General features: G+C 31.1%; 16 protein-coding genes. 4 read left to right on the plus strand and 12 right to left on the minus strand.

Going from position 1 to position 11,833, the window contains the following annotated elements; genetic code table 11:
- Positions 1–187 (minus strand): hypothetical protein (locus NSA58_RS08935; protein WP_257560398.1); only part of this gene is annotated, 187 nt, incomplete at its 3' end.
- A 168-nt stretch (positions 188–355) separates the two neighbouring features.
- A complete protein-coding gene (locus NSA58_RS08940) occupies positions 356–967 on the minus strand; it encodes a GNAT family N-acetyltransferase (protein ID WP_039681319.1) in 612 nt (203 codons plus the stop codon).
- A 236-nt stretch (positions 968–1,203) separates the two neighbouring features.
- Here NSA58_RS08940 and NSA58_RS08945 point away from each other — a divergent pair, with 236 nt between their 5' ends.
- From NSA58_RS08945 to NSA58_RS08960, 4 genes are all read left to right on the plus strand, one after another.
- A complete protein-coding gene (locus tag NSA58_RS08945; RefSeq protein WP_039681320.1) occupies positions 1,204–1,425 on the plus strand; it encodes a DUF1659 domain-containing protein in 222 nt (73 codons plus the stop codon).
- Positions 1,426–1,449: 24 nt separating this feature from the next.
- Positions 1,450–1,674, plus strand: coding sequence for a DUF2922 domain-containing protein (locus tag NSA58_RS08950; RefSeq protein WP_039681321.1), 225 nt, complete (start codon positions 1,450–1,452; stop codon positions 1,672–1,674).
- Positions 1,675–1,690: 16 nt separating this feature from the next.
- The gene (locus tag NSA58_RS20850) at positions 1,691–1,837 is read left to right on the plus strand and encodes a YvrJ family protein (RefSeq protein WP_074078898.1); all 147 of its coding nucleotides are present in this window, start codon (positions 1,691–1,693) and stop codon (positions 1,835–1,837) included.
- A 220-nt stretch (positions 1,838–2,057) separates the two neighbouring features.
- Positions 2,058–2,918: a MerR family transcriptional regulator gene (locus tag NSA58_RS08960; protein WP_039681322.1), complete on the plus strand. Its 861-nt coding sequence runs from the start codon at positions 2,058–2,060 to the stop codon at positions 2,916–2,918.
- Positions 2,919–3,050: 132 nt separating this feature from the next.
- Here the strand turns inward: NSA58_RS08960 and NSA58_RS08965 are convergent, their stop codons facing one another.
- The 10 genes from NSA58_RS08965 to NSA58_RS09010 form a co-directional block, all read right to left on the minus strand.
- Entirely contained in the window at positions 3,051–4,232 is a 1,182-nt protein-coding gene (locus NSA58_RS08965; protein ID WP_039681323.1) for a CaiB/BaiF CoA transferase family protein, read from the minus strand.
- A gap of 27 nt (positions 4,233–4,259) precedes the next feature.
- A complete protein-coding gene (locus NSA58_RS08970) occupies positions 4,260–4,637 on the minus strand; it encodes a hypothetical protein (protein ID WP_039681324.1) in 378 nt (125 codons plus the stop codon).
- 43 nt (positions 4,638–4,680) lie between these two features.
- Positions 4,681–5,157: a hypothetical protein gene (locus tag NSA58_RS08975; protein WP_039681325.1), complete on the minus strand. Its 477-nt coding sequence runs from the start codon at positions 5,155–5,157 to the stop codon at positions 4,681–4,683.
- Positions 5,158–5,179: 22 nt separating this feature from the next.
- Positions 5,180–6,535, minus strand: a complete 1,356-nt coding sequence (gene brnQ, locus NSA58_RS08980; protein WP_039681326.1) for a branched-chain amino acid transport system II carrier protein — start codon at positions 6,533–6,535, stop codon at positions 5,180–5,182.
- 24 nt (positions 6,536–6,559) lie between these two features.
- A complete protein-coding gene (gene acrA, locus NSA58_RS08985; protein ID WP_039681327.1) occupies positions 6,560–7,666 on the minus strand; it encodes an acryloyl-CoA reductase electron transfer subunit beta in 1,107 nt (368 codons plus the stop codon).
- Between the two features lie 21 nt (positions 7,667–7,687).
- Entirely contained in the window at positions 7,688–8,491 is an 804-nt protein-coding gene (acrB, locus tag NSA58_RS08990) for an acryloyl-CoA reductase electron transfer subunit gamma (protein ID WP_039681328.1), read from the minus strand.
- A gap of 22 nt (positions 8,492–8,513) precedes the next feature.
- On the minus strand, positions 8,514–9,656 hold the full coding sequence (acrC, locus tag NSA58_RS08995) for an acryloyl-CoA reductase (RefSeq protein WP_039681329.1): 1,143 nt from the start codon (positions 9,654–9,656) through the stop codon (positions 8,514–8,516).
- A gap of 603 nt (positions 9,657–10,259) precedes the next feature.
- A complete protein-coding gene (locus tag NSA58_RS09000; RefSeq protein ID WP_257560399.1) occupies positions 10,260–10,382 on the minus strand; it encodes a hypothetical protein in 123 nt (40 codons plus the stop codon).
- Positions 10,383–10,489: 107 nt separating this feature from the next.
- Positions 10,490–11,227 carry an HAD family hydrolase gene (locus NSA58_RS09005; protein WP_257560400.1) on the minus strand — a complete coding sequence of 246 codons (738 nt, stop codon included), beginning with the start codon at positions 11,225–11,227 and terminating at the stop codon, positions 10,490–10,492.
- 143 nt (positions 11,228–11,370) lie between these two features.
- Positions 11,371–11,580 carry a hypothetical protein gene (locus NSA58_RS09010; RefSeq protein WP_257560401.1) on the minus strand — a complete coding sequence of 70 codons (210 nt, stop codon included), beginning with the start codon at positions 11,578–11,580 and terminating at the stop codon, positions 11,371–11,373.
- Between the last annotated feature and the right edge of the window lie 253 nt (positions 11,581–11,833).

The following is an 11,833-nucleotide window of genomic DNA, read 5'->3' on the forward strand; positions in this document are numbered from 1 at the left end:
TTAAATTTTTATTATTTATTATAGATGAAATAATAAAGTCTTCGTCAATGTTCTCGAAAAAAGTATTATAAACCAAATTACTTAACTCAATAACTTGTTCTTTTGTTGCCCTTTTGAACTCTAAATGAATTTGTATATTTCTTATATCATATCCTTCTTCACTCATAAAAGTACTTTTTCTCAACATAACTTCTACTCTCCCTTAAAACTAGCTTCTTAAATTCCTATTTATCTATCTGATATAAAAATCATCTTTATTTCTCAATATATAACATTTGAAAACTAAAATAAGCTAGTAAAATTTTTACTAGCTTATTTTAGTTTACTTAATCAATAATATTTTGAAAAATATTACTTAGAATAACTGTCCTTCCCTAACTTCCTTCACCTTAGGAGTAAATTCCTTATCAAACTCATCCACTTCATCATCACTCACATTGTAACAATCATCGAAAACATAATAACCATTTATATTATCCAAAGCACCTTCTTTAAGAACTTTCACCATGAAAAATGGAGCTTCATCTTCCACAGGTATTCCTTCCATATGAATGCCATATTTTGATGCTGGCTCAAAACCAAATCTAGTATAATAATTATCATCTCCAGTAATAAGAACAGCAGAGTAACCTAGTCTAGTAGCTTTTTGTAAAGATATGCTAATCAATTTGCTTCCTATGCCATTTCCTTGGAACTCTGGCATAATACTCAGTGGTCCAAAAGTTATAAAAGTTTCATTGTCAACGCCCTTAACTTGTCCCTTTGTACAAACTATATGACCAATAATTTTATTATCATATAAAGCAACTAGCTCTAAATCTTCAATAGATTTTTTATCTTTATGTATATTATTTACCACCAAATGCTCACAACATCCTGGTTTATAAACATTCCAAAAGGCTTCTCTTGTTAAAATTTCCACATCTTTATAGTCATTTTCTTCTATTTTTCTTATAACTAAACTCATATACCATCCTCCTGAAAATAATAATTTTAATTCCATATTTCATAATTTATGTATCTTATTTTATTATAACATATTCTTATATTTTACTACATTAATATAAGGTTACTTGTAACAAATATACCCTTTCTTCCCACATATAACTTACTAAGATATTTTTCAACTTTATATGAATTTTACTAACTATTATATAAGTAGAAAGTGAAATTCCTTTACAAAAAATTTAAGGAGGTAATAATATGGCAGTAGTTTCAACTCCCAATTTTTCATCTATCAAAGTTAAATTTGATCATGGTACAGATTTAAATGGAGATAGAGTAATAAAAACTAAGACTTATTCTAGCATAAAATCAGGTGCTACAAACGACAATATAATGTCTGTTGTAATTGCTATATCAGACTTACAACAACATACTTTATGTGGTACAAATAGAGTGGACAACTCATCACTATCTGAATAGTTTATAAATTTAGGAGGTTAAATTATGGATGAAAAAAGACTTTTAATGACGTTTAAAAATACTTTAGGTAATAGCTTTACTATTACTGTGGACGACCCAAGAGAAGACTTGGAAGAACAGGAAATAATAGATGCTATGAATTTGATCAAAGACAAAAACATCTTCCAACCAAAGGGTTATGACATAGCCGCATGTATATCTGCTAAAGTAGTTGACTCTACAACTACTGAGTACGATTTGGAAGTATAGTAATCGAGGTGATCTAATGGATAATTTTCAATCTATCATAGCAAACCTGGGCTTTCCCATTGCCATTTCTCTCTATTTATTAGTTAGAATTGAAGGAAAGCTGCAAAGTTTGACAGATAGTATAAATGATTTATCCAGAAATATTATCAAACTTAATAAGTAGAGCTTCTCATTTAAAATAGAAGAGCTATTGTAAATTCCCCCATTTACAATAGCTCTTTTTTAGTCCATAAATTTAATTAAAGATTTCATACTTTTAAAGATAATTGATTTCTCATAATTTTCTTAATAAACAATTAACAATCACCTGATTGTGATATAATTTAATATATAATATTACCATTTTTTTCAAACTTTTTAATAGATTCTAGGAGGAGTTATTTATGCAATCACAAGAAAAATATCCCATAGGTGAAGTTGAAAGAATCTGCAACGTTCCTATAAAAACTTTGCGATACTACGATTCCATAAATTTAGTAATACCTTATTTCAGAGATGAAAAAAGTGGTTACAGGTATTACAACAAAGAACAAATGGTTACTATTTGTATTATTCGTAAATTAAGAATGTTAGGATTTGGATTAAAAGAAATTCAAAACATTATAAATGATAACAGAGCTCATATTTTAGAAGAAAGTATTGACTCAAAACTAATAGAAATATCTAATGAAATAAAAAAACTGCAACAAAAATATACAGAGGGATATACATTTTCACAAAGATTGAAAAAGGGTGTGGATATTTTATCCCTATATTCAAAAGATGATCTTACATCAAAAGGCATAACCATAGAAGAGATTCCTCAATCTTACATACTTTTTACAAAAAAACAAATGAAAAATTATTCAAACAAAGATGTTTCCTTAGAAAGATGGGTTGAATTAATAAATTTATCCAATAAGTTAAATCTAGAAAATAAAGGTTCCATAGTTGTTACTTATTATTCAAATCCTTTGGAGCAATTTTTATATAAAGATCTTGATATTGAATTTGCTATGTATTTAAAATCTCCTATTGATTTTCCTAATTGCAAGAAGTTTGGTGGATTTACAGCTGCCACTACCATACATATTGGAGATTATTCTAACATAATAAATAAACATATAGAAATGATACAGTATCTAAATAAAAGCGGATACAAAATTAATGGTAATATTTCTGAGGAGTTTATTATTTCTCCATTTGATGTAAACAATCCTGACGAACACGTTACTAAAATAATAATACCTATTGAAAAACCATAACAAAAATGAAATCCTTGCAACAAAAAAGATATGTACCGTCACTAGACGATACATACCTTTTTTAATAATGTATTTAGGGATTCACACTATGGTGCATCTTAAGGGGCTAACACTAGGGTGTATTTTTAGGGGTTATATTACACCCTGTTCTCTTAATTCCTTTTCCTCTTCTTCTGTTAAACCAAATACCTCTGCATTATGCTGACCTAATAAAGGTGCTGGTGTATCTACACTACCTGGAGTTTCAGAAAGTTTCATAACACAGCCTTGGAAATATTGATCTCCAGCTGTTGGATGTTCACAGTGTACCATCATTTCACGTGCTTGAATATGAGGATGCTCAATAGCTTCCTTAACATTTAATATAGGTCCACATGGTATACCTGCTTTATCCATAATCTCTTCCATTTCTTTTTTAGTATAATCTTTGCACCAATCTCCAATTAGATTTTGTAAGTCAGGTACATAGTTTTTACAACGTAAGTCATTTGTTGCAAATCTTGGGTCTTCTAACAATTCTTCATGATTTATAGTTTTACAGAATTTCTCAAATAATCTATCATTACCAACACCAACAGCCACAAATCCATCTTTACATTCATATACGTCAAATGGAGCTATTGATGGGTCTATATTTCCATTACGCTCTGGTATAATTCCTGCCACTGTATAATTAACAAGGGCGTTTTCAAGTAAGCTAAATATTGTATCAACCATTGATACATCCACAAGTTGTCCTTCACCAGTTTTTTCTCTATTATAAAGAGCTATCAATAAACCTACTGTTAAGTAAATACCTGCCACGTGGTCTGCAATAGATGGTCCAACTTTTACTGGGTTATTTTCTTTGTAACCAGTAAGGTTAATCATTCCACCCATTGCTTGTGCTACTATGTCATAACAAGCTCTGTGTGAAATTGGACTATTTTGACCAAAGCCTGAACCAGATGCATATATAATAGAAGGGTTTACTTTTTTAACTGACTCATAATCTATTCCCAGCCTTTTTGTAACTCCTCCTTTGTAATTTTCCACAACCACGTCTGCATCTTTAACTAAATCGAAAAACATTTCTTTACCTTTTTCTGACTTAAGGTTAAGAGTAACACCTTTTTTATTACGGTTTACATAGCAATAAAAGCCACTTTCACCACTTTTCTCATCTATTGGACCCCATTCACGACATTGGTCACCATTTATAGGCTCAATTTTTATAACATCAGCACCATAGTCCGCCAATATCATTGTGCAAAAAGGTCCATTTAATGCTGAAGTAAGATCTACAACTTTTAATCCTTCAAGTGCCTTTTTCATGATTAATACTCTCCTTTATCTTCTATTTTAAAAAGTTTCGTAAACAAATTGTCCTACTGTTGATAGTACTGGTTCAGGAAGTACATCTATTGAACTTGGGAATGGTGGCTCTTTTGGAACTTCTATAACTTTGAAAGCTCTTACTTCTATTAATGCACGATTTCCATCGATTTTTTTAGTTCTTGCTATATATTCCATATAATCACCTGCTTGAGATGGTGTATATAAACGTATTTTTTTAACTTCCACGCAGTGACCTGTATTTCCAAATACCTTAGCCATTAGTCTTATGGCTGCATCATTCATAAGTGTTATATTTCTAGCTCCATTTATAAGTCCTCCAAGGTAAAAAACATCTCTATTTGACATTCTATAACGAAATGTTACTGTCTGTTGTTCATTCATAATTCAATTCCCCTTTTCATAATATTTTTTATTTAAATTTTAATTATATTTCTGCTTCAGCTTCCTCTGGAAAATCATCAAGTGGGAACCATGGATCTGTAACTATACCATCTGGTTGCTCTCCACGTTGTAAATGTTTTTTAACTACCAAACGAACATATCCTTCTGTACAAAGAACTGGCTCATCAAACCAAATCATATCACCTTTTTTACAATCTGTTTTTCCTTCACGAAATGCTGGAGTAGCAAGTTTATAAACTTCTATTTTGCAATCACGAGATGAATTTCCAACTTTTATTAATGTAGCTTTGTAATCAACCATATCTCCCACATAAACATCTTTATAACATTTAACATCGTGATATCCTAGGCAAAGTGACTCATCACCATCACACAAAATCATTTCTTCTGTTTCCACGTCACCTATAAAATCAAACTGACGTCCAATTGATATTAATCCATCTGGGTTAGCTGCATCTGCAGTTGTCATGTTATAACTTAAAAAAGACTCTTTTCTCATAATAATTCCTCCAAATTTTTATTTAACTAACAACATCATCTATCTTCTCTCTCTTACATCTAAATATGAAGTATCCAATAATGGCAACAAGAACTGTCCATGGAACCCATGCAAGTTTTTCAGATGATAGAGGAAGTGCCTCATAGAATTTATTTATTATGCCTAAATCTATATTTAATTTAATTCCATAAGCGTAAATTGTATCAATAGCACCAAATACTAAGGCTGTTATCATTGCATAAGAACACACCTTTAAGTTTTTTTCATTTTGGTTGTTTGGCATAATAGCATAGTATATTACCAGTACTATTGCTGCTGGATATATTCCATCAAGTATAGGCCCTAATAATTCAAGTATTGATGAAAGTCCCATGCAACCGAATATTGTACTAAGTACTAATATGGAAATAGATGCCTTCTTGTAATCAATTTTTCCCTGTGTTGTGTCTACGAAAAATTCTGCGCATCCAGAAGTCATTCCTATTGCAGTAGTAAGAGCTGCAAAGAATAGTGCTACTGAAAATAAAACTCCACCAGCTTTTCCTAATAATTGTGTAGCAACTTCCGTATAAAGAGCTGTGTATGTTAAATCTATTGTGCCTCCTGTTGAAGCACCTATTAACATATGACATAGATGTGTAAGAGTTAAAAGTGCAATACCTATTATGCCTACTCTAATAATGTTTTTGCTCATACGATCTTCTGAAATACCCTTTTCTTTTAATGAGTTTAATATAACTACGCCAAATATTAGGGCACAAAGTATTTCCGCTGTTGCATATCCATTAGTAAAACCATAGGAAAAAGCTGAACCTTCATAAGATTTTGCCACTGGTGTTGATATTGGATCTATAAGTCCCTTACCTACAACGATTATTACAATAATAATAAGTAGTGGGAATAAAATCTGAGAGATACGATCCATTGTTTTCCCTGGGCTAATTAAAAACACATAAGTTACTAGATAAAATATAATTGTAAATATAATAAGTGGTAATCTAGATTGTGAATTTAGTCCAAATGCTTGAACTATTGAGTCCCATGCTGCTGCGCTCATACGAGGAATAGCATATAGGGGACCAAGTATTACAATTGTTAATACTGTATAAAATTTTCCTAATTTATTTCCTAAAACACGAGTTGCAATTTTACTATAACTACCATTTCCTCTTGATAAAGCAACATAAGCAAGTAGTGTAAGTAACAATGATGTGATAAACGCACCAGCAAAAGCTATTAATACAGATGAGCCACTTTCTTTTCCCCAGTTCATTGGCCAAACCATGCTAGATGCCCCAAAGTGCATGGAAAACAATGCCCCACCCATCATAAATAAAGCAGGTAGTTTTAAATCTCCATTTTTATTTAAATTATTCATTTATATCCTCCATACATCTATTGCTTATTTATTTTCTTTGGCTTCTCTTATGCTGTCTATCATCATTGGAACAATTTTAAATAAATCTCCATTTATACCAAAGTCAGCACAATCAAATATTGGTGCTTTCTCGTCTTTGTTTACTGCAATAATCAAATCTGAGTCTTGCATACCTGCTTTGTGTTGAATTGCTCCTGATATACCTAAGGCAACATATACTTTTGGATGAACTGTTTTTCCTGTTTGACCTACTTGGTGATCTGCTGATAACCATCCAGAATCTATAACAGCACGGCTACCTCCAACAACTCCTCCACCAAAAGCATCTGCAAGTTCATTAGCAAGTTTTATTCCTTTTTCAATATCTTTACTAATTCCACGACCTACAGAAACAATAATATCTGCTCCTACAAGGTCAACCATTTGTTTAGCTTCTTTTACAACTTCAAGTACTTTTGTCTTTAAATCTTTTTCATCTATGTTAACTGGATAAATTTCTACTTCACAAGAACTTGCTTTTTCTTCACTAAACTCGACTTTTTTCATAACTCCTGGTCTAACAGTTGACATACAAGGTCTAAATCTAGGACATATTATAGTAGCCATTAAATGACCACCAAAAGCAGGTCTTGTCATTTTTAAATTTGTATCTTCCATTTTGAATTTTGTTTTTGATAAATCAAGAGTAGAAGATGTTTTTATAAATTCCACATAATTATTCATATCTATATCAAGATGTGTACAGTCTGCTGTAAGTCCTGTGTGCAGTCTAGCTGCACATCTTGGTGCCAAATCTCTTCCTATATTAGACGCACCAATTAAAATAACTTCTGGTTTTTTGTCCATTACTACATCACAAAATACTTTTGTATATGCATCTGTAGTATATTGCTCAAGATTTTCATCATCACAAACTATTATTTTGTCAGCTCCATAACCACCTAACTCTTTTGCCAAATGACTTATGTTATGACCAAGTAATACTCCTATTAATTTTGCTCCTTTTTCATCAGCTAATTTTCTACCTTCACTTATTAATTCAAAATTTGTATTCATTAACTGTCCATGACGTTGTTCACAAAATACCCAAATATCTTTAAATTCTTCTATATGAGAACTATTGAATTCCATATTTGTTGTCTCCTTTCATTATTAAATAACATGTAATTTTTTCAATTCATCTACTAAATTGGCAACTGTTTCTTTACTATCACCTTCAAGCATTTTTCCAACGCCTTTTTGTGGAGGTGTAAATGACTTAAATATATTTGTAGGAGAACCTTTAAGTCCTATAGTATCTACTTCAATCAATGGCTCATCTTTTAGAGCATTAAAATCAAGAACAGTAAGCTCTTTAGAATAACATTCCATAATTCCATTAATAGTCATATAACGAGGTACTATATTATCTTCTTTTACACATGTTATAAGACAAGGAGTTTCAACATCCACCATCATATATCCGTCTTCAAGCATACGTTTTATAGTTAATTTGTTTTTATCTTTTTTAATTGTTGCTGCATAAGTAACTTGAGGTATGTTTAATTTTTCTGCAATTTGTGGTCCAACTTGAGCTGTATCTCCATCTATTGCTTGACGTCCACAGAAAATTATATCTTCATCACTTATACCTAAATGAGTAATTGCTGCTGCTATAATTTGTGATGTGGCAAAAGTGTCTGAACCACCAAATTCACGAGAAGATATTAAAACAGCGTCATTCGCTCCCATTGCAAGAATTTCACGAAGCATATTTTCTGCTTGAGGAGGTCCCATTGTTACTGCTGTTACTTTGCATCCTAGTTCATCTTTTATTTCTAAAGCTTGCTCTATTGCAACCATATCATCAGGATTTATAATAGTAGCCATAGATCCACGATTAAGTGTTCCATCTGGGTTAACAGCTACTTTTCCAGATGTGTCTGGTACTTGTTTAACACAAACATAAATTCTCATTATTTCATCCACTCCTTTTTCCCTATTTCATAACTGCTCTTGCTATAACTACTTTGTGAATTTCAGAAGTTCCCTCATAAATTTCAGTAATCTTAGCATCACGATACATTCTTTCAAGTGGGTAGTCTTTCATATAACCATATCCACCATGAATTTGGAGTGCCAAATTCGTTACAAAACGTGCATTTTCTGCCGCATTAAGTTTACACATAGCAGCCTCTGTTGTGTGAGGTTTGCCTGCATCTTTTAAATATGCTGCCTTATAAACAAGTGACTGCGCTGCTTCTGTTTTAGTTGCCATATCAGCTATATACCACTGAATTCCTTGTAAAGCACCTATAGGTTTTCCAAACTGAATACGTTCTTTTGTATATTTAACTGATAGTTCCAAAGCTCCCTGAGCTACACCTACTGCTTGAGCACCTGTTCCTATACGAGCACCATCAAGTGCTTGCATTGCTATTTTAAATCCTTGACCTTCTTTTCCCAAAAGGTTAGATGCCGGAACTCTACAATCTTCAAATATCAACTCCGCAGTTTCTGAACCAGCAAGACCCATTTTCGACTCTACTTTACCAATACTAAATCCTGGAGTTCCTTTTTCAACTATTATTGCTGACATACCCTTTAGTCCCTTTTCTGGTTGAGTTAGAGCAAATACTATTAACACTTCTGCACGGCTGCCTCCAGAAATAAAACATTTAGTACCATTTAGCACATACTCATTTGTTTCAGGGTCAAATATGGCAGTAGTTTTTGCTGAACCTGCATCAGAACCTGCATTTGGTTCAGTTAAAGCAAAAGCTCCCAAAGATCCGCCCTTAGTAAGTTTTGGTAGGAATTTTTGTTTTTGTTCTTCATTACCATGTTTATAAATAGCGTGAGGAGCTATTAAATGGATTGATAATATGGCTGCTGAAGACATACATTTCTTTGCAAACTCACTAACTGCCAATACTTCTTCCAAAGCACCGCCACCTGAACCACCATACTCTTTTGGAACACCAATACCTGTGAATCCTACTTCTGCCATTTTCTTGAAGTTATCTACTGGAAAAGTATGCTCCTTATCAATTTCTGCTGCTACTGGATCTAATTGTTCATCTGCAAATTGTTGAGCCAACTTTTTTATCATTTCTTGCTCTTTACTTAATGAAAAATCCATGTGTTATTCCATCCTTTCTCAATTTATTTCCCATACATCTCTAATCAATTTTTACTTAATTTTTTATTTCTCTTAATTACTACTTTTGCTTAATTACTTCATTGATATTTTTTTAATTTATCATCTTAATTAAGTTATATCTTCTATAGCGACTGTACTGTCAACTGTTTAAAACTTGCTAATTTCAAGGCCTTTAATTGATATAATCAAAACTCTCCACCCACTGTATCCTCCTAAAAAACTTTTTTTAGATATTTTGCTTATGTATATAAAGAAAACAAGAATTTTTTAGCTTTTCATATCTAAAATCCCCTTGTTTTTTTGGTAGACTTTTCTTGTGAAATAATTATTTTCCTCATAAAAAATTTGCTTTGCTTGAGCGACGTGTCGGCGAAACACTTTAAGCCACTGCGTGGGCTCTTCCTTACAATTAAAAAATGACCTATAAATAGGTCATAAAAAAGAGCATTAAATCTTAATGCTCTAGTGTTTCATATTATTTTAATCTTTTGACTAATATCCTTGTGAGGGCATAGCCTTTGAGTAAATATTATAATGTTTTTCATAACAATAAAATGGTTGTTCTTTTTCTAAGAAACTCATCTACCCAACAAGTTTATAGTTAAATTTTCTAAACAATGAATTCATCTTAGTATTTATAGAATAAGTATCTGTTTTTAAATAATTTACTTCATTTTTAATTTCTAATTCTTCTGCAAAATTCATTAAGACATCTATTTATTTGTCTATTTTCTTCTTTAATTATACAATTGTATACCTACTTTCGTAAAAAAATAAGAGCATATGCTCCTATTTAACTTTATATAAGTCTGTTATTTTTTAGTATCAAAATTTAATAGATTATCTAATATGCTATCTAATTCATATGCTGTTTGAACAAAGTAATCTGGTTGTTTTGACCATTTTTTATATGTATTTAAATTTAAATTCAAGTAATCAACAGTAATACATATAACATTTACATTGTGTCCTTTTAATGCCTCTTGTGCATTTTTACCAAATACCACATCTTCACTATGGTCACCTATATAAATAAATGTACCATTTTTATTGTTAAGATTTAAGGAGTCAACACATTTTAAAAAACCAGTAGGGTCTGGCTTTTGTTCACTCCCTGATATATCATCATAACCAATGATTGCATCAAAGCAATGATCCACTCCATAATGTTTCAATGTTTCTTTTATATTTTTATTACTATTTTGTGAGCAAATTCCCATTTTTACATGTTCCAATTTATGAAACAGTTGAGCCATTCCTTCAAACATGGAAGGTATTGTTTTATTTTTTAGTTGCTCTGGAGTCCAAAGACTTCCTGCTTCGTCTAATTGCTCTTCTTTTAAATTATAACTTTTCACATATAATTCACGCCAGTTTTTATACATATGATTTGCCTTTTGATAATTTTCATATGTTTGCAATGCCTGTGGTAAATGCTTTTCAATATCTTTATCAAAATGTTTCAATACTTCAATTGTTACTTCAATATTTTTTGTTGCACTATTTATAATAGTTCCATCATAATCCCATATAATCCCACAAATATTCATACTAATAACCTTATCCTTTTTATTATAATTTAAGAGTATTATAACTTATTAACTCTATGTCAACAACTTGCTATTTTCTTCTAAGATTACTATTCCTTTCAATAAATACCTTACTAAAAAGCTCAATATAATAATTAATTTTACTAAATAAGAGTAACTATAAAAGTAATTACAGATTCCAGTATTATACATACCATATCTTTATTCATAAATTTATCAAATTCTGGAATAATATCTTCTACTTTCTCTCCTATACTATTCTTTAATGTTTTATTTATTTTTATTATATCTATCAAAAGCATCGCATATAAACATATGGCTATCATAATCAAACATACTCTTATTAATTCCATCATAGTCTCCCCAAGCTCCTATTTATCTATTAATTATAGCAGAAAAGCCATTGATTTTATATCAATGGCTATCTTATCTCAATCTATTTCAATTTATTTATTTCACCTATTCTGGACGATGGAAATCCATATCTGCTACCCAAAAAGGTAGTGTGTCCTGCCTAGTATGTCCGTTTTGAATAGCCATAATATTCACTAGATACTTTCCTTGTAAGTTCCCTTAATTTTTTTATTAATTATTCTCTCTCCATAT

The organism is Terrisporobacter muris, assembly GCF_024621905.1.
Classification (GTDB): Bacteria; Bacillota; Clostridia; order Peptostreptococcales; family Peptostreptococcaceae; genus Terrisporobacter; species Terrisporobacter muris.

What these genes read in the sequence shown, in the direction of transcription:
- NSA58_RS09010 (WP_257560401.1), bottom strand. Translation starts at nt 11,580, where the DNA reads ATGGAATTAATAAGAGTATGTTTGATTATGATAGCCATATGTTTATAT.
- NSA58_RS08970 (WP_039681324.1), bottom strand. Translation starts at nt 4,637, where the DNA reads ATGAATGAACAACAGACAGTAACATTTCGTTATAGAATGTCAAATAGA.
- NSA58_RS08975 (WP_039681325.1), bottom strand. Translation starts at nt 5,157, where the DNA reads ATGAGAAAAGAGTCTTTTTTAAGTTATAACATGACAACTGCAGATGCA.
- NSA58_RS09005 (WP_257560400.1), bottom strand. Translation starts at nt 11,227, where the DNA reads ATGAATATTTGTGGGATTATATGGGATTATGATGGAACTATTATAAAT.
- acrC (WP_039681329.1), bottom strand. Translation starts at nt 9,656, where the DNA reads ATGGATTTTTCATTAAGTAAAGAGCAAGAAATGATAAAAAAGTTGGCT.
- NSA58_RS08965 (WP_039681323.1), bottom strand. Translation starts at nt 4,232, where the DNA reads ATGAAAAAGGCACTTGAAGGATTAAAAGTTGTAGATCTTACTTCAGCA.
- NSA58_RS08950 (WP_039681321.1), top strand. Translation starts at nt 1,450, where the DNA reads ATGGATGAAAAAAGACTTTTAATGACGTTTAAAAATACTTTAGGTAAT.
- brnQ (WP_039681326.1), bottom strand. Translation starts at nt 6,535, where the DNA reads ATGAATAATTTAAATAAAAATGGAGATTTAAAACTACCTGCTTTATTT.
- NSA58_RS20850 (WP_074078898.1), top strand. Translation starts at nt 1,691, where the DNA reads ATGGATAATTTTCAATCTATCATAGCAAACCTGGGCTTTCCCATTGCC.
- acrB (WP_039681328.1), bottom strand. Translation starts at nt 8,491, where the DNA reads ATGAGAATTTATGTTTGTGTTAAACAAGTACCAGACACATCTGGAAAA.
- NSA58_RS08960 (WP_039681322.1), top strand. Translation starts at nt 2,058, where the DNA reads ATGCAATCACAAGAAAAATATCCCATAGGTGAAGTTGAAAGAATCTGC.
- NSA58_RS08940 (WP_039681319.1), bottom strand. Translation starts at nt 967, where the DNA reads ATGAGTTTAGTTATAAGAAAAATAGAAGAAAATGACTATAAAGATGTG.
- NSA58_RS09000 (WP_257560399.1), bottom strand. Translation starts at nt 10,382, where the DNA reads ATGAATTTTGCAGAAGAATTAGAAATTAAAAATGAAGTAAATTATTTA.
- NSA58_RS08945 (WP_039681320.1), top strand. Translation starts at nt 1,204, where the DNA reads ATGGCAGTAGTTTCAACTCCCAATTTTTCATCTATCAAAGTTAAATTT.
- acrA (WP_039681327.1), bottom strand. Translation starts at nt 7,666, where the DNA reads ATGGAATTCAATAGTTCTCATATAGAAGAATTTAAAGATATTTGGGTA.